Source organism: Streptomyces geranii (genome assembly GCF_002954775.1).
In the GTDB taxonomy this organism is placed as follows: Bacteria; Actinomycetota; Actinomycetes; order Streptomycetales; family Streptomycetaceae; genus Streptomyces; species Streptomyces geranii.
The window spans coordinates 188,632-205,680 of the sequence record NZ_PJME01000009.1; the positions used below are offsets into that span (position 1 = coordinate 188,632).

At 69.5% G+C, this 17,049-nt stretch carries 16 protein-coding genes; 10 read left to right on the forward strand and 6 right to left on the reverse strand.

Features of this window, described 5'->3' with window-relative positions; genetic code table 11:
* Positions 1 to 92 precede the first annotated feature (92 nt).
* Together CW359_RS15955 and CW359_RS47105 are read left to right on the forward strand one after the other, a co-directional pair.
* On the forward strand, positions 93 to 635 hold the full coding sequence (locus CW359_RS15955; protein ID WP_105970596.1) for a GNAT family N-acetyltransferase: 543 nt from the start codon (positions 93 to 95) through the stop codon (positions 633 to 635).
* A 261-nt stretch (positions 636 to 896) separates the two neighbouring features.
* Positions 897 to 1,028, forward strand: coding sequence for a hypothetical protein (locus CW359_RS47105; RefSeq protein ID WP_006374903.1), 132 nt, complete (start codon positions 897 to 899; stop codon positions 1,026 to 1,028).
* A gap of 10 nt (positions 1,029 to 1,038) precedes the next feature.
* On the opposite strand, the gene CW359_RS15965 is transcribed toward CW359_RS47105, so the two are convergent.
* A complete protein-coding gene (locus CW359_RS15965; RefSeq protein WP_105970597.1) occupies positions 1,039 to 2,595 on the reverse strand; it encodes a purple acid phosphatase family protein in 1,557 nt (518 codons plus the stop codon).
* 143 nt (positions 2,596 to 2,738) lie between these two features.
* Here CW359_RS15965 and CW359_RS15970 point away from each other — a divergent pair, with 143 nt between their 5' ends.
* From CW359_RS15970 to CW359_RS15990, 5 genes are all read left to right on the forward strand, one after another.
* Positions 2,739 to 3,779, forward strand: a complete 1,041-nt coding sequence (locus tag CW359_RS15970; protein WP_105970598.1) for a 3-isopropylmalate dehydrogenase — start codon at positions 2,739 to 2,741, stop codon at positions 3,777 to 3,779.
* Positions 3,780 to 4,055: 276 nt separating this feature from the next.
* Positions 4,056 to 5,144, forward strand: a complete 1,089-nt coding sequence (locus CW359_RS15975; protein ID WP_105970599.1) for a branched-chain amino acid aminotransferase — start codon at positions 4,056 to 4,058, stop codon at positions 5,142 to 5,144.
* A gap of 181 nt (positions 5,145 to 5,325) precedes the next feature.
* Positions 5,326 to 6,588 carry a TolB family protein gene (locus CW359_RS15980; RefSeq protein WP_105970600.1) on the forward strand — a complete coding sequence of 421 codons (1,263 nt, stop codon included), beginning with the start codon at positions 5,326 to 5,328 and terminating at the stop codon, positions 6,586 to 6,588.
* A gap of 322 nt (positions 6,589 to 6,910) precedes the next feature.
* Positions 6,911 to 8,533 carry a citramalate synthase gene (cimA, locus tag CW359_RS15985; RefSeq protein ID WP_105970651.1) on the forward strand — a complete coding sequence of 541 codons (1,623 nt, stop codon included), beginning with the start codon at positions 6,911 to 6,913 and terminating at the stop codon, positions 8,531 to 8,533.
* A 77-nt stretch (positions 8,534 to 8,610) separates the two neighbouring features.
* Positions 8,611 to 9,939, forward strand: a complete 1,329-nt coding sequence (locus tag CW359_RS15990; RefSeq protein ID WP_105970601.1) for a hypothetical protein — start codon at positions 8,611 to 8,613, stop codon at positions 9,937 to 9,939.
* Between the two features lie 256 nt (positions 9,940 to 10,195).
* Here CW359_RS15990 and CW359_RS16000 read toward each other — a convergent pair whose 3' ends face one another.
* The 4 genes from CW359_RS16000 to CW359_RS16020 all read right to left on the reverse strand — a co-directional run bounded on the left by CW359_RS16000 (position 10,196) and on the right by CW359_RS16020 (position 13,066).
* Complete coding sequence (locus CW359_RS16000) at positions 10,196 to 10,981, reverse strand: S1 family peptidase (protein WP_105970603.1); 786 nt, start codon at positions 10,979 to 10,981, stop codon at positions 10,196 to 10,198.
* 209 nt (positions 10,982 to 11,190) lie between these two features.
* The gene (locus tag CW359_RS16005) at positions 11,191 to 11,676 is read right to left on the reverse strand and encodes a GNAT family N-acetyltransferase (protein ID WP_105970604.1); all 486 of its coding nucleotides are present in this window, start codon (positions 11,674 to 11,676) and stop codon (positions 11,191 to 11,193) included.
* 311 nt (positions 11,677 to 11,987) lie between these two features.
* Complete coding sequence (locus CW359_RS16015; protein WP_105970606.1) at positions 11,988 to 12,248, reverse strand: DUF397 domain-containing protein; 261 nt, start codon at positions 12,246 to 12,248, stop codon at positions 11,988 to 11,990.
* On the reverse strand, positions 12,245 to 13,066 hold the full coding sequence (locus CW359_RS16020; protein ID WP_105970607.1) for a helix-turn-helix domain-containing protein: 822 nt from the start codon (positions 13,064 to 13,066) through the stop codon (positions 12,245 to 12,247). Before CW359_RS16020 ends, CW359_RS16015 begins: the two co-directional genes overlap by 4 nt.
* A 112-nt stretch (positions 13,067 to 13,178) precedes the next feature.
* Here CW359_RS16020 and CW359_RS16025 point away from each other — a divergent pair, with 112 nt between their 5' ends.
* Positions 13,179 to 13,586 carry an ATP-binding protein gene (locus CW359_RS16025; protein ID WP_105970608.1) on the forward strand — a complete coding sequence of 136 codons (408 nt, stop codon included), beginning with the start codon at positions 13,179 to 13,181 and terminating at the stop codon, positions 13,584 to 13,586.
* Positions 13,587 to 13,695: 109 nt separating this feature from the next.
* On the forward strand, positions 13,696 to 14,316 hold the full coding sequence (locus tag CW359_RS16030; protein WP_105970609.1) for a YdeI/OmpD-associated family protein: 621 nt from the start codon (positions 13,696 to 13,698) through the stop codon (positions 14,314 to 14,316).
* Positions 14,317 to 14,465: 149 nt separating this feature from the next.
* Here the strand turns inward: CW359_RS16030 and CW359_RS16035 are convergent, their stop codons facing one another.
* Complete coding sequence (locus CW359_RS16035) at positions 14,466 to 15,074, reverse strand: YceI family protein (RefSeq protein ID WP_105970610.1); 609 nt, start codon at positions 15,072 to 15,074, stop codon at positions 14,466 to 14,468.
* Between the two features lie 313 nt (positions 15,075 to 15,387).
* On the opposite strand from CW359_RS16035, the gene CW359_RS16040 reads away from it, so the two are divergent.
* Positions 15,388 to 16,995, forward strand: a complete 1,608-nt coding sequence (locus CW359_RS16040; RefSeq protein WP_105970611.1) for an acyl-CoA carboxylase subunit beta — start codon at positions 15,388 to 15,390, stop codon at positions 16,993 to 16,995.
* The last annotated feature ends 54 nt before the right edge of the window (positions 16,996 to 17,049 follow it).

Consider the following 17,049-nt stretch of genomic DNA (forward strand, 5'->3'; position numbering starts at 1 on the left):
GCCTGTCAAGGTGTCAGGCAGCGCTTTCTGTGTGTTGGAGATCCGATCAATTAACCGCGCAGTATCCGGACATGCCCCGGGATACTGGACCCATGGCCCCCACCCCGCGCACCGCGCACACGGCCGACCTCACCTCCGCCGAACTCGCCGCCGCCCGTGACCTCATGGGCGCCTCCTTCGACGGCGGCTTCGCCGACGAGGACTGGGAGCACGCGCTCGGCGGCATCCATGCCCTTGTCCACGACGAGACGGGCCGCCTGCTCGCCCATGGCTCGGTCGTCATGCGTCGCGCGCTGCACCGGGGCCGCTGGCTGCGCGTCGGCTACGTCGAAGCGGTCGGGGTCCGTGCCGACGCCCGCCGCCACGGCCTCGGCGGACAGGTGCTGGGCGCGCTGGAGCGGATCGTCGACGGCGGCTACGACCTCGGCGCGCTGTCCGCGAGCGCCGACGGCGCCTCCCTCTATCTCGCCCGGGGCTGGCAGCGCTGGCCGGGCCGGATCGGCGCCCTCGGTCCGCAGGGCGTCGTCCACCTCCCGGACGAGGAGGGCGACGTCTTCGTACGCCCGGCGGCCGTCGGCTCGCTCGACCCGTCCGACGGTCTGGTCTTCGACTGGCGGGACGGCGACGTGCTGTGACCTGGCGCATGAGGCGGCACAAAAGGGCAGGTCGGCAGGGGGTGGCCCAATCGGCCGTCTCAGATAGTAGGAAGTCCGAGTAATTGTGGAGACAGATGCCCTGTCCTCACCTAGCTTTGTAGAAGCCGAACGTCTCGCTAGACCAAGCGAATGACGGTCGTGAGCCGGAGCCCGTGCAGGCAACCCCTGCGGCACCGTCGCTCCCCGTCCCACCCGGCGTCTCGTATTCCCCCCGCCCTCCTCCCTAGGAGTCGATTCCCCATGGCCGAGACGACCGTCCGCCGCCGCGTCCGCCACGTCTCCCCGACGAGCGAGTCCGACCGCAAGAACGCCGCCGCAGCACTCCAGCGCGCCCTCGACCGCCGGGACAACGGCGGCCAGACCGGCCACTGAACGCGGCCGGTCACGCCCGCCGCACCTCGAAGTGGTCGATCCGCTCCCCGTTCTCCGCCAGAGCCGACACCTTGAGCCGGGGAGCCGCGCCCGGAGCACCGGTCTGCGCCTCCACCGAGAGGAACGAGTAGCCGGTGTAGCGCACCCGGGACCACTCCACGGTGTCCTCGTGCCGCTCCTGCGACTTCGTCCAGTAGTAGCTCTCCACCGACTCCCGGTCGACGACCTTCCCCTCGAAGCTGTCCTTCACCCCGACGGGGAAGCTGTACAGGCTCCGCCCCGCACCGCCCGCCGTGACGTACACGGTCCCGTCCCGCGTCGGATCGGTGGTCGCTCCGACGGGCACCTTCCGGCCCACCCGGCCGCCCCTGAGAGCGTCCGTCCGCTCGTACACATGGTTGTGGCCGTTGATCACCAGATCGACCCGGTACTTGTCGAAGAGCGGCAGCCAGGCGTCCCGTACCCCGCCGTCCGAGGCATGGGTGGACGTCGAGTAGGTGCAGTGGTGGAAGAAGACGACGACGAAGTCGATCCCGTCCGACGCCCGCAGCTCCGCCAGCCGCCGGTCCAGCCACGCCGTCTGGCGGCCGTCCGTGTGCCCCAGGTTCGCCGGGATCTCGTACGACACGTCGTTCGCGTCCAGCGCCACGACGCCGACGTTGCCGTACGTGAAGGAGTAGGCGCCCGGGGTGTTCCGGGGGTCGAAGCCGTTCTCCGGGAGCGACCAGCGGGCCGACTGGCCGCCGTAGCCGTTGGGCGAGTACCACGCCTCCATGTCGTGGTTGCCGGTCGTCACCATCCACGGCACCGACTTCGCGACCGTCTCCGTCTGCTTCAGGAACAGGTCCCAGGCGGTCGGGTCGTAGGTGTCCGACTTCTCGCCGTGGCCGGTGACGTCCGCGTAGCAGATGTCCCCGGCGTGGAGGTGGAAGGCGGGGTCCCGGCCGAGGATCAGCTTGTCGTTGGCGAGCGCCTCGGGGGTCACGCCCTGGTCGCCGAAGGCCGTGAACACGAAGCTCGCGGGCGCGGTCGCGGGCGCCGTACGGAACGTGCCGAGGGCGGACCGGTGCGCGCTCGACGCCGGGTCGAAGCCCTCGTGGCCGACGCCGTAGTAATACGTCGTCCCGGGGCGCAGTCCGTCGAGGGCCGCGTGGACGTAGTACTGGTCCAGGTCGAGGCGGATGCCCGTCAGGCCCGGCGTGTGCAGCGCGCGGACCTCGGCGTCGATGCGGCGGCTCAGGTCGCCCGGCGTCGGCCCGACCCGCACGTACGGCTTCCTGACCGCGAACGGCACCTGCCAGGAGATCCGCATCTGCGTCTTCGGGTCGGCGCCGAAGGCGAGATGGCGGCCGAAGGGCGTGACGGCCGAGCCGGGCACCTTGCCGGTCGCCGGGTCCGCCGGGCCCGTGCTCGACGAGCAGCCGCCGACCAGCCCGGCACCGGCCAGCGCGCCCGCCGTCACCAGCGCACGGCGCCGGGTGAGACGCGTGCGCAGGTACTCGTACTGCTCCGCCATGCTCAGCCGTCCTGCGAGCTGCGGCGGGATGCCGACGTTCGGGGTGTCCATAGGATGCGAACTTCCCAGCAAACCCCAACGCCCGCCACACATACGGGTGAACTGCAGTCGAAGAGCGGTCGCCGCAGGACACTCTCGTGTCCGTATCGCGGACAACGTGTGTCATCCCATGGGACCAGGAGTACGGTGCCGGTATGTCTCGCAGCATCAATCTCGCAGTGATTCCCGGTGACGGCATCGGCCAGGAGGTCGTGGCCCAGGGGCTCAAGATCCTCTCCGCCGTCCTTCCGCAGGATGTGAAGCTGGAGACCAAGGAGTTCGACTTCGGTGCCCGGCGCTACCACGCCACCGGTGAGACCCTCACCGAGGCCGACCTGGACGCGCTCAAGAAGCACGACGCCATCCTGCTCGGCGCGATCGGTGACCCGAGCGTGCCGTCCGGTGTCCTGGAGCGCGGCTTCCTGCTGAAGCTCCGCTTCGCCTTCGACCACCACGTCAACCTGCGTCCGTCGAAGCTCCTCCCCGGTGTGGCCACCCCGCTCGCCGGACAGCCCGCGATCGACTTCGTCGTCGTCCGCGAGGGCACCGAGGGCCCGTACACGGGCAACGGCGGCACGATCCGCAAGGGCACCCCGCACGAGGTCGCCACCGAGGTCTCCGTGAACACGGCCTTCGGTGTCGAGCGCGTCGTCCGTGACGCCTTCGCCCGCGCCCAGGCCCGCCCCCGCAAGAAGCTGACGCTGGTCCACAAGAACAACGTGCTGACCTTCGCGGGGCACCTGTGGACGAACATCTTCAACAAGGTGGCCGAGGAGTTCCCCGACGTCACCACGGACTACATCCACGTCGACGCGGCGACGATCTACCTCGTCACCGACCCCGCCCGCTTCGACGTGATCGTCACCGACAACCTCTTCGGCGACATCATCACCGACCTCGCCGCGGCCGTCTCCGGCGGCATCGGCGTCGCCGCGAGCGGGAACATCAACCCGTCCGGCGAGTACCCCTCGATGTTCGAGCCCGTGCACGGCTCGGCCCCGGACATCGCCGGTCAGGGCAAGGCCGACCCCAGCGCCACCGTCCTGTCCGTCGCCCTGCTGCTGCGCCACCTCGGCTACGAGGCGGAGGCCGTCCGCATCGAGGACGCCGTCACCGCCGACCTCGCGGAGCGCGGTACGACGACCCGTACGACCGACGAGATCGGCGACGCCCTCGCCGTACGAGTAGCGGGCTGACCCCGCGGCGCTCACTCGATACCCCGAAGATCTCCCGAAGATCTTTCGAAGCCGCCGGGTCGCATACGCACCCGGCGGCTTTTCTTATGTCCCCGCCGGGTGTCACCATCATCCCCTGGGTCGCATTCACGCCCTTTTCGTCCATGGCCCCGCCCACGCGATAATCGAACGCGGAGCCGCGGACCGAGGGAATGCTCGGACGTCCTAACACTGGCCACTGGCAGTAGCAGGCGTGAGCGCGGCCCGTCACACACAACCGGTGAAGGACACCCACTCATGACGACGCCCACGATCGAGCTGAAGCCCTCGGCCTCGCCACTTACCGGCGCGGAGCGCGAGGCGATCCTGGCCAGCCCCGGCTTCGGCCGCCACTTCACCGACCACATGGTGACGATCAAGTGGACCGAGGGCCGCGGCTGGCACGACGGCCAGCTCGTCCCGTACGGCCCGCTCTCCATCGACCCCGCGAACATGACCCTGCACTACGCGCAGGAGATCTTCGAGGGCCTCAAGGCCTACCGCCGGCCCGACGGCTCCGTCGCCGTCTTCCGTCCGGAGAAGAACGCCGAGCGCTTCCAGCGGTCCGCGCACCGGCTCGCGATGCCCGAACTGCCCGTCGAGACGTTCATCGAGGCCATCGACGCCCTGGTCCGCCAGGACCAGGACTGGGTGCCCGCGCACGGCGGCGAGGAGTCCCTCTACCTGCGCCCCTTCATGATCGCCACCGAGGTCGGGCTCGGCGTCAAGCCGGCCAACGAGTACCTGTTCCTGGTGATCGCGTCCCCCGCGGGCGCCTACTTCCCCGGTGGCGTCAAGCCCGTCTCCATCTGGCTCTCCGAGGACCGCGTCCGCGCCGTCCCCGGCGGCATGGGCGACGCCAAGACCGGCGGCAACTACGCGGCCTCCCTGCTCGCCCAGGCCGAGGCCGCCGAACAGGGCTGCGCCCAGGTCTGCTACCTCGACGCCGTCGAGCACAAGTGGATCGAGGAACTCGGCGGCATGAACCTGTACTTCGTGTACGGGGACCGCATCGTCACCCCCTCGCTCACCGGCTCCATCCTGGAGGGCGTCACCCGCGACTCCCTCCTCACCGTCGCCCGCGACCTCGGCTACACCGCCGAGGAGGGCCGCATCTCCATCGACGACTGGCAGCGCGACGCCGAGAACGGCACCCTGACCGAGGTCTTCGCCTGCGGTACGGCGGCGGTCATCACCCCCGTCGGCACGGTTAAGCGCACCGGCACCGAGTGGCAGCAGAGCGGCGGCGAGCCGGGCGAGGTCACGCTGCGGCTGCGTGAGGCGCTGCTCGACATCCAGCGGGGGACGGCGGAGGACACGCACGGTTGGATGCATGTTCTCGGCTGAGGGCTCGGCGGGGTAGGTGGGTTCGTTTGCTGCCGGTCGGTGCGGGCTGGTCGCGCCCCGCGGCGGAGCCGCAAATCGACACAGCCCCGCGCCCCTTCGGGGCGCGGGCTCGCACCCGGCATAGCTTGCTCCCCCGGTGGGTATTCACTCATTTCCACCGGGGGAAAACGGGGTAAAACGTATGTTCGGGATCTCGCGTGCGACGACCGTCGCCGCACTCACCGCGGGGGCGGTGGTGCTGTCGGTGACCTCGGCGGCGCCGGCCCCCGCGCCGTCGCGCACGACCGAGCGGGTCACGGTGTCGGGCACGGGCGAGCAGGGTGACAGCTACTCGTCCGGGCCGTACGTCAGCGACGACGGCCGCTACGCCGCCTTCGGGTCGAACGCCAAGAACCTGGTGCGGGGCGACACGAACGGCGTGGAGGACACCTTCGTACGGGACCTGCGCACCGGCAAGGTGACCAGGGTCAGCGTCGCGACGAACGGCAAGCAGGCCGACCGGGGCAGCGACGTGGCGGCGATCAGTCCGAACGGCCGGTTCGTGGTGTTCGTCTCGACCGCGACGAACCTCGCCAAGTGGCCCGGGCCACAGCCCGAATGGGCCCAGGACGTCTACGTCCACGACCGCCGCACCGGCCGCACGGACCGCGTCAGCAAGACCCCGACGGGCGCGTCCGCCTACGCCCACGGAGTCGCGCGCATCTCCGACGACGGCCGTTACGTCGCCTTCAACGCCCGCCCCAGCCAGCTGGAGAGCCCCGACCAGCCCATCTACCCGGCGGTCTACGTCGCCGACCGCCGCACCGGGAAGATCGAACGGATCACCAACCGAGGCCACCCGACGCTGGCCGCCTACCACCTCGACCTGAGCGCGGACGGCCGCTATGTGGCGTACTCGCAGATCGAGCCGCGCGGCGGCGGGGGCCGACTGTGGGTGCACGACCGCCGCACCCGCACCGAGGAACTGGTCAACGTCAGGCCGGACGGCACCCTGTCCGCCGCCTACGCCCTCGCCCCGTCGCTCTCGGCCGACGGCCGGACCATCTCCTTCGACTCCCACGCCGACGACCTGGTGCCCGGCGGCGCGGTCAACACCCACACCTATGTACGCGACCTGCGCACCGACAGAACCCGGGGCGTGACCCACGCCGGAGCGGGCGGCTCGGCGATCTTCGGCCCCACACTGAGCCGCGACGGCCGGTACGTCGGCTATGTGTTCGCGACCCCGCAGGGCAAGGACAACGCGTACGTACGGGATCTGCGCACCGGAAAGTCCCAGCTCGCGAGCCCCGCCACCACCGGCGGCCCGGTCACGGACGACTCGGTCTACATCACCGGGTTCGGCGGCGGAGGCCGTCTCCTGGGCCTCGGCAGCGCGTCCGCACAGCTGGTCAGGGGCGACACCAACGGCGAGACGGACGGCTTCGTACGCCGCCTGCGCTGACGTTCCGGGGATACCTCCGCGGGTTCGCATACTGAGACACCGGGGAGCACGGGGGCAGAGCTGTGCCAGACTGCCCCCGTGCTCTCGTTCGCCACGATTATTGGCAGCAGGCGCGCCGGTCCGCAGTGACCGCCTCGTACGACCAGGTACGGGCGGCCACCGTCGTCTTCGACCCGCGCGCAGACCTCTCGCACCCGCGAGGGGTTTTTCGCTTTTCTGGCCCACCTTCAGCCGGAGAAGAAGCGTGAGGGATCATCGGAGGACGGTGGAGCCGGTCATTCCGGTACAGACCGAGATCGACATCCCCAGGAGCCTTGAGATCATGACGGAATCCAGCGAATCCAGCGGAACCAGTCGGCTCGACGACTCGTTCCACGTCTTCGACACCACCCTGCGCGACGGCGCCCAGCGCGAGGGCATCAACCTCACCGTCGCCGACAAGCTGGCCATCGCACGGCACCTGGACGACTTCGGCGTCGGCTTCATCGAGGGCGGCTGGCCGGGCGCCAACCCGCGCGACACCGAGTTCTTCGCCCGCGCCCAGCAGGAGATCGACTTCAAGCACGCCCAGCTGGTGGCCTTCGGCGCCACCCGCAGGGCGGGCGGCAAGGCGAGCGAGGACCCGCAGGTCAAGGCACTCCTCGACTCGGGCGCACCCGTCATCACCCTGGTGGCGAAGTCCCACGACCGGCACGTCGAGCTGGCGCTGCGCACCACGCTCGACGAGAACGTGGAAATGGTCCGCGACACCGTCGCCCACATCCGCGCCCAGGGCCGCCGGGTCTTCGTCGACTGCGAGCACTTCTTCGACGGCTACCGCGCCAACCCCGAGTACGCGAAGGCGGTCGTGCGGGCCGCGTCCGAGGCGGGCGCCGACGTCGTCATCCTCTGCGACACCAACGGCGGGATGCTCCCGGCGCAGATCCAGGCGGTCGTCGCCACGGTCCTCGCCGACACCGGGGCCCGCCTCGGCATCCACACCCAGGACGACACGGGCTGCGCGGTCGCCAACACCCTCGCCGCCGTCGACGCGGGCGCGACCCACGTCCAGTGCACGGCGAACGGCTACGGCGAGCGCGTAGGCAACGCCAACCTGTTCCCGGTGGTGGCGGCCCTGGAGCTGAAGTACGGCAAGAAGGTGCTCCCCGAGGGCGCGCTGCGCGAGATGACCCGCATCTCCCACGCCATCGCCGAGGTGGTCAACCTGACGCCGTCGACCCATCAGCCGTACGTGGGAGTCTCGGCCTTCGCCCACAAGGCGGGCCTGCACGCCTCGGCGATCAAGGTCGACCCCGACCTCTACCAGCACATCGACCCCGAGCAGGTCGGCAACACCATGCGGATGCTGGTCTCCGACATGGCGGGCCGCGCGTCGATCGAGCTGAAGGGCAAGGAACTGGGCGTGGACCTGGGGGACGACCGCGAGCTGGTCGCCCGGGTCGTCGCGCGCGTGAAGGAGCGTGAGCTGCAGGGCTACACGTACGAGGCGGCGGACGCGTCCTTCGAACTGCTCCTGCGCGCGGAGGCGGAGGGCAGGACCCGTACGTACTTCGAGGTCGAGTCCTGGCGTGCGATCGTCGAGGACCGCCCCGACGGCAGCCACGCCAACGAGGCCACGGTCAAGCTCTTCGCCAAGGGCGAGCGCATCGTCGCGACGGCGGAGGGCAACGGCCCGGTGAACGCCCTCGACCGCGCCCTGAAGGTCGCCCTGGAGAAGATCTACCCGCCGCTCGCCAAGCTCGAGCTGGTCGACTACAAGGTCCGCATCCTGGAGGGCAAGCACGGCACCCAGTCCACGACCCGCGTCCTCATCTCGACGACGGACGGCAAGGGCGAGTGGTCGACGGTGGGCGTCGCGGACAACGTGATCGCCGCGTCGTGGGAGGCCCTGTCGGACGCGTACACGTACGGCCTGCTGCGGGCGGGAGTGGAGCCGGCGAAGTAGCGGAGGGTGGTGGGGGGCCTTCACCCCCCACCAGTCCGGACGTCCGTTTCCACCCGACTTCAGGTAGCTTCGAAGGTATGAAGGCCGTACTGGTCGCCCGTCCTCTCGTACGCCTACTGCTGGTGCCCTTCGTCGCGACACTCGCGGTACTCGCGCTGCTGACGGCCGCCGCGCCCGGCGCGCGGGCGGCCACCGACCTCTCGAAGGTCGCCGAGGCACTGCGCGCGGACCCGGTGTACGTGGACCCGGCGGCCTCGGACCTGCTCTCCGCCGCCGACGCGCAGGCCCTGACGGCGAAGATCAGGCAAGCGGACAAGCCGGTGTTCGTGGCGGTCCTCCCGGCCGGCTACCCGACGGAGAACCTCTTCACGAACCTCCGCACGGAGACGGGCATCACGGGCCTGTACGCGATCCGCCTGGGCGACCGCTTCGACGCGCGGGCGGACAGCGGGGTACTGAGCAGGGCGGCGGTCGGCAACCTGGTGACGGCGGTACGGACGGCAGGCGACCCGAAGGCCCAGCTGAACGACTTCGTGGACGCGGCGCTGCGCGGCAACGTCGGCGGTTCGGCACCGGCGACATGGAGCGGGGGCGAGTCGGGCGGCGGGGTGGAAACGGGCGCGCTGATCGCGGTAGGGGCGGTACTGGCAGCGGGCGGAGCAGGGGCGTACGCCCTGATCAGACGCAACCGGCGCCGCCAGGAGGAGAACCAGAGAGCAGCCCTGGCGCAGCTGACGGTGGTGGTCGACGAGGACATCACGGCGTTCGGCGAGGAGTTGGACCGCCTCGACTTCCACCCGGCGGAGGCGGGCGCGGACGACGCGATGCGAGCGGACTACGAACGGGCGCTGGACTCCTACGACAAGGCGAAGTCGCTGATGGCGGCGACGCGACGCCCGGAGGAAGTAAGGGCGGTAACGCAAACCCTGGAGGACGGCCGCTTCTCCCTCGCCCAACTGTCGGCACGCAGAGAGGGCCGCCCCCTGCCGGAACGCCGAGGCCCGTGCTTCTTCGACCCCCGCCACGGCCCGTCGGTAGCGGACGCGACCTGGACCCCGGCGGGCGGCGCCCCCCGAGAGGTCCCGGTCTGCGCGGCGGACCGCACCCGCCTGGCCGACGGCCAGGACCCGGCGATCCGCGAGGTGCAAACGGCGTCAGGTCCCCGCCCCTACTGGGACGCGGGCCCTGCGTACGGCCCCTGGGCAGGCGGCTACTTCGGCGGCGGCATCCTCCCCGGCCTCCTGGTAGGCACAATGCTCGGCACCATGATGACCACCCCGACCTACGCGGCCGACTACGGCGACTCAAGGGACCCCGGCGGCTACGAGGGCGGCGACATGTCGGGCGCGGACTTCGACGCGGGGGATTTTGGTGGCGGGGGAGGGGACTTCGGCGGGGGGTTCTGAACGCCAGGGGCGGCGTTCGAGGACGTTTTTCCCGCCCACCCACCCGTTTACTGCGTCCATCCAGTCAAGGCCCGGGCACTTCAGCCCGTCCGGCGTTTGAGGACGAGCGCGTTCAGCGCGACTGGCGGGGGTCTGGGGGCGGCAGCCCCCAGGGATGGGAACGGGTAGGGGCGGCGGGGGCGAAAAAACGGGCCCGGCGCCCCAAAAGGCACCGGACCCGCGGACGCCGTACGAATACGACGCCACACCGCACAGATCAGAGAGTCGCCGCCGCCGCAGTGATCGCAGAGGCGAAGGTCGAGACCTCGGAGTACACACCAGGCGCGTTGGCCCGAGCGCACCCGATACCCCAGCTCACGATGCCGACCTGAATCCACGCGTTCGCGCTGTCCCGACGGAACATCGGACCACCGGAGTCACCCTGGCACGTGTCGACCCCGCCGGAGGCGTACCCCGCGCAGATCTCGTCGGCGGCCACAAGCCCGCTGTACCCGCTGTACGACCGGCAGGTCGCGTCACTCACGAACGGCACGGTCGCCTTGAGCATGTACCGCTGCTGCGCACCACCCTCGGAGGCCGAACCCCACCCGGCGATGGTGAAGGTCCCGGTGTTGTACTGCGTGGTGGTGGCGATCTTCAGGGTCGCCTGGGTGGTGATGGGCGAGGCGAGCTTGATGAGCGCCCAGTCCTTGCCGTTGCCGTTGTAGCCGGGGGCCCGGTACACGTACGTGGACCGAACCTGCACCCGGCCGGTGGTCGACTGGAGGTCCACGACACCGGCGGTGGCCGTGATGCTGGTGTTGGCGCCGGTGCCGCTCACACAGTGCGCGGCGGTCAGCACGATCTGCTGGGTGAGGAGCGAGCCTCCACAGCCCATGGAGAGCCGGACCATGAAGGGGAACTCGCCCTGCGCGGCACGGGTTCCACCGACGACGGGCGCGGGGGCGGCCTGGGCGGAGGAGAGGGGCTGAAGGCTGATGATCGCGAGAGCGGCGGCGCCGGCGGCGACGGTTCTCTTGAACGCGGTGATGAGCTTCTTCAACGTGATGCCTTCCGTGGGGGGTTGGACATACGCAGAAATGTCAGGCTCATGCCAAGGAAACAGAAAGAACTCGTGCGCTGGATGGCATGAGCTGGTCAAAATCTGTTGAAGGATTATGGGAACGCTGTGAGCGCGCCCACAAGGGGTGAAATCAGGCCACGGGTATTGAGTCAGGCGAGCGATGCCGAGTCGGGTGAGCAGTGTGGGGGTCAGGCGAGCCGGAGCCACTCCGCCCAGGACAGATCCCGCCCGATGAACCGAGGCCGCTCGAAGGGCCAGTCGTCACCGATCCACCGAGGCACCAGCTCGTCGAGCGCCTGCTCGACAGCGCCCCCCACGGCACTGTCGACGACCCACCAGGAGATCTCGGCGTCGGCGCCGTCCTTCTCGGGCGGATCGATGTAGACGCACCCGAGTTCGACGCTCTCGTCGTCATTGAGCAGCACGTAGTTGAACGACTGGTGAGCGTCGGCCTCGGCGGCATGCCGTTCCAGGTCGGCGAGATTGGCCTCGTAGGTGATGGAGGCGGCCGGCCACCCCCACGCCTCCCCGAAGATCCCCCACAACCGCTCGCGCGACCCCATGACGGTCGGATAGTCGAGGGCGGCATCGGTCCCGCGAATGGGCCGCAGGTGATACCCGCCGGGTACGTCGACGCGCAGCGGATGGACGAAGTCGCGGGGGAGCCAGGTCATGCCCGGAGGCTAACGCCGGGGCAGGCACCCCGCACGGAATTAATCCGGCGGAGCGGGCCACCGACGCCCGTACCGCTCACCCTCGGCATGCCACCAGGCGGGCGGGGAGACGGAGTTGGGGCACGCGAACAACTGCCCCGGATGAAGCCCGAGCCCGCGCAGAGCGCCCGCCGCGACGTACACGGTGAACCACCCACGCCAGTGCCCGTCGCCCCCGGGCCCGCACGAGAGGTCGTACCGAACCTCCTCCGGCATCTGACGACAACCCAGTCGGTGTCGCCGTCGATGCCGTCAATGCGCAGGTCCCGCAGTCAGGCCTGGTCGAGAAAAGCGGCCCAGGAACCGGGGCCAACGGTGAGGACGGGCCCGGAGGGGTTCTTGGAGTCCCGGATGTGGATGGCGGAGGTGTGGGCGGCGACTTCGAGGCAGTTGCCACCCTCGTCGCTGCTGTAGCTGGACTTGCGCCAGGTGCAGGCGACTTCAAGGCAGTTGCCGCCCTCGCTCCCGCTGTAGCTGGACTTGAACCACGCCAGGTCGTCCGTGGGGAGGTGCTGTCGCGCTGCGGTGTTCATGACTCTCCAAGCAGTCCGTCCAGGAGGCGCGCGCTCTCCTCGGGAGAGAGTGCCTGTGACCGCAGCATTCCATATTTCAGGTGATACAAGCTGACCTCGTCGGGGTCGTCCACGAGGAAGCTGGCACGCTGCACCTCCAGGTACACCAGCCGTTCGTGGTCCGGGGTTTCGAGCAGCACCATGGGTCCGCCGAGGCAGGCGTGGGGCGTGCGGTTCATAGGCATGATCTGCACGCTCATGTGGACCGGTTCGCAGGCTTCGAGGATCTTGCGGATCTGCTCACGCATCACCTCCGGACCGCCGACGTCCCGCTGGAAGATGCTCTCCTCCAGGACGAAGTGCCCCACCGGCGGCTGCTCCCGCTGCCACATCAACTGGCGTTCCATACGGGCGTTCACCCACTGCTCGGCCGTCTCGTTCCCGATCGCCGGATACCGGCAGTCGAAGAGGGCGCGGCAGTACTCCGGAGTCTGGAGCAACCCCGGTACCGCTTGGGCCTCGTACGACAGGAAGCTGAGCGCCTCCTGCTCATGCTCGACCAGCCCCTGCGCGAACTGGACGACTCGCTCCCGGACGGGCACCTTGACCACCATCACGGCCAACACCCCACCGGTGTCGAGCAGTTCGTCGAACTGCTCCGCCCGGTCGAGTTGCAGCGCAAGCCGCCCCTGCTCGATGGAGCCGACGGTGTCGACGTGGATGTTCGCGCGCTCCGCCAACTGCTCCTGCGTCAGCCGCGCCCGCTTCCTGAAGTGGGCGACCGCCGCCCCGATGGCCTGCCATGAACTGCCCCGCCGGGGCCTCTTCGCCGAATGCATGCCCGTCCCCTTCCCCCGCCGCCACCCGAACCCCTCGTAGTGAAGTCGTAGCAATCGGAACTACGACTTCACGTACTGCTCCACGATAGTGACTCCCTGTGACAGTGGCCCCATGAACGCACAACCCCAACTCCTCCACACCCGCGAGGCGTTCTACCGCCGCGACCGCAGGTCGGTACGCCTGGCCCGGGACTTCACCCGCGAGGCCCTCACCGACTGGGGCACCCCCGAGCGCACCGACGACGTGCTGCTCTGCGTGAGCGAACTGACCACGAACGCCCTCCTCCACGGCGTACCCCCGGGCCGAGGCTTCCTCCTCCAACTGGCCCTGGCCACCGACGGCGTACTGCGCGTCGAGGTCCACGACAGCGGTACGGGCGAGATCCGTACGCCGGACATCGACCCGGAGGTCGAGAACGGCCGGGGCCTGCTTCTTGTCGGCGTGCTCGCGGACAAGTGGGGGGTGGGGGAGCGGAACCCGGGCAAGTCGGTGTGGTGCGAGTTCGGGATGCGGCGGTGAGTCGGCCGTACGGCTCGCCTGCTACCGCGGGGCGGGTTTCACCGGTGGCGAATGAGCCCTGACTCGCAGTAGGACAGTTTCTGTCCTACTGACCTCCTACCGTCTTCCCATGACCACCACCCCCGGCACCCTTGACACCCTCAGCACCCTCGACGGCATCCCCGTCGAGCCTTTCGCCGACGCCCCCGACCTCGACGCCTGGCTCACCGCCCACCCCGCCCCTCGCCCCGCCGCCCTCTGGGTGAAGGTCGCGAAGAAGGGCTCGGGCCTGCCGTCCGTCGGCTTCGCCGAGGTCAATGACGTGGCCCTCTGTCATGGGTGGATCACCGGTCAGCGCAAGAGCCTCGACGCCTCGTACTGTCTGCAGAAGATCACTCCGCGTCGGCGGGGCAGTGTGTGGTCGATGGTCAATGTGCGGCGGGTGCCCGAGCTGGTCGAGGCCGGGCTCATGCGGGCCGGTGGGCTCGCCGAGGTCGAGGCCGCCAAGGCCGACGGGCGGTGGGAGGCGGCGTACGCGTCCCAGCGCGACGCCTCCGTCCCGGACGACCTCGTCGCCGCGCTGGAGCGCGAGCCCCGCGCCGAGGCGGCCTTCGAGGCGCTCGGCAGGTCGGTGCGGTACCAGACGGTCCTGCTGCCGCTGCTCACGGCCCGTACGCCGGACACCCGGGCCGCGCGGCTCGCGGCGGCCGTTGCGAGGCTGGCGGAAGGGGCGCCGCGTTCCCGGTCATGAGCGGGAGCCCGGAGTGGGCGTGTGGAGTGGGAGCCCGGAGTGGGTGTGCGAACCGGCGGTACCGACAGGTCCGCCCGCCTGGTCGTATGCCGACCGGGCGGGCGGTTCGTGTTCACCTCGGGGGCGCCTGCGGCTGGGCACCCGGTACGTCACGCGTTCCTGATCGCCGAGATGTCGAAGTTCAGCTTGATCTTGTCCGAGACCAGGACGCCACCCGTCTCCAGCGCCGCGTTCCAGGTGAGGCCCCACTCCGAGCGCAGGATCTCCGCCTTGCCCTCGAAGCCCACGCGCTCGTTGCCGAACGGGTCCTTCGCCGCGCCGTTGAACTCCAGGTCGATGGAGATCTCCCTGGTGGTGCCCAGGATCTCCAGGTCGCCGGTGATCCGGTAGTCCTCGCCGCCCAGGGACTCCGCCTTGGTCGAGCGGAACGTCATCGTCGGGAACTCGTCCGTACGGAAGAAGTCCGCGCTCTTCAGGTGGCCGTCGCGGTCGGCGGAGCCCGTCTCGATGCTCTCCATCTTGATGTCGAGGGACGCGGTCGACGCGGCGGGGTTGCTGCCGTCGAGGTGCAGGGTGCCCTCGAACTCCTGGAAGCTGCCCTTGACGTTCGTCACCATGGCGTGCCGGGCGACGAAGCCGATGGTCGTGTGGGACGCGTCGATCGTGTAGTCGCCGGTCAGCGCGGCCAGCTCGGGAGTGGCGACCGAGGTCGCCGTGGCTGCGTCGTCGTCGCTGCTCTTGCGGCCGAAGATGCCCATGATGATGCTCCTTGGGGGACGTGTTGTTGAAGCTTGAATCAGTTCAACGGGAGGAACCGTAGTCCTATTCCGTTCAATGTTCAACAGTGTGCGTTGAGTGTCCACGACGTTACTCCGAGTGGCGCAGTCCCGCCCGGTATGACAAGGGTGTCGTCATGGCCGCTTTGTATGACCCCTACAACGTGGATGCCCCCTGAGCAGTCGGGTCGGCTGCATGCCGACGTTGTTCTGTTCAGGGGTACCAGGAAAACGCGCCGGAGACTGTACGGAGTCGACGGCCCGGTTTTCTTGCCCGGCTTCGTAAGGTCACTACATGACCTTTATCGACGAGGCGCAGGGCGGGTCCGCGGGCGAGCCGACGGAGGAGCCGACGGACGCACGCGGGCGCGTGGCCGAGCTGCACGAGATCCGTGCGCAGGCCCTGGCCGGGCCCAGCGAGAAGGCCACCGAGGCGCAGCACGCCAAGGGCAAGCTGACCGCCCGGGAGCGCATCGACCTGCTCCTCGACCCGGACTCCTTCAACGAGGTCGAGCAGCTGCGCCGGCACCGCGCGACCGGCTTCGGCCTGGAGGCCAAGAAGCCGTTCACCGACGGTGTCATCACCGGCTGGGGCACGGTGGAGGGCCGTACGGTCTTCGTCTATGCCCATGATTTCCGCATCTTCGGCGGCGCGCTGGGCGAGGCCCACGCCACCAAGATCCACAAGATCATGGACATGGCCATCGCGGCCGGGGCCCCGCTCGTCTCGCTCAACGACGGCGCCGGTGCCCGTATCCAGGAGGGCGTCTCCGCCCTCGCCGGGTACGGCGGCATCTTCCAGCGCAACACCAAGGCCTCCGGGGTCATCCCGCAGATCTCCGTGATGCTCGGCCCGTGTGCCGGCGGCGCGGCCTACTCGCCCGCCCTCACCGACTTCGTCTTCATGGTCCGCGAGACCTCGCAGATGTTCATCACCGGACCGGACGTCGTCAAGGCGGTCACCGGCGAGGAGATCACCCAGAACGGCCTCGGCGGCGCCGACGTGCACGCCGAGACCAGCGGCGTCGCGCACTTCGCGTACGACGACGAGGAGACCTGCATCGCCGAGGTGCGGTACCTCCTCGCGATGCTCCCGCAGAACAACCGCGAGAACCCGCCGCGCGTCGAGTCCGAGGACCCGGCCGACCGGCGCGGCGAGATCCTGCTGGACCTCGTCCCGGCCGACGGCAACCGCCCGTACGACATGACCAAGGTCATCGAGGAGATCGTCGACGACGGCGACTACCTGGAGATCCACGAGCGCTGGGCCCGCAACATCATCTGCGCGCTCGGCCGGCTCGGCGGCCAGGTCGTCGGCATCGTCGCCAACCAGCCGATGAGCATCGCGGGCGTCCTGGACATCGAGGCGTCGGAAAAAGCTGCACGTTTTGTCCAGATGTGTGACGCTTTTAACATCCCGATCGTCACGCTGCTGGATGTCCCCGGCTTCCTCCCGGGCGTCGACCAGGAGCACGGCGGAATCATCCGGCACGGCGCGAAGCTCCTCTACGCCTACTGCAACGCGACCGTTCCGAGGATCTCGCTGATCCTGCGCAAGGCGTACGGAGGCGCGTACATCGTCATGGACAGCCAGTCCATCGGCGCCGACCTCACCTACGCCTGGCCGACGAACGAGATCGCCGTGATGGGCGCCGAAGGTGCCGCCAACGTCATCTTCCGCCGTCAGATCGCGGACGCCGAGGACTCCGAGGCGATGAGGGCTCGGATGGTCAAGGAGTACAAGTCCGAGCTGATGCACCCCTACTACGCCGCCGAGCGCGGCCTCGTCGACGACGTCATCGACCCGGCCGAGACCCGTTCGGTGCTCATCAGGTCGCTCGCGATGCTGCAGACCAAGCACGCGGACCTGCCCTCGCGAAAGCACGGCAATCCCCCGCAGTGATCCCCGCTCGGTAACCCAGCGGATCCTTCGCGGTCCATCCGCGGAAACCTCTCT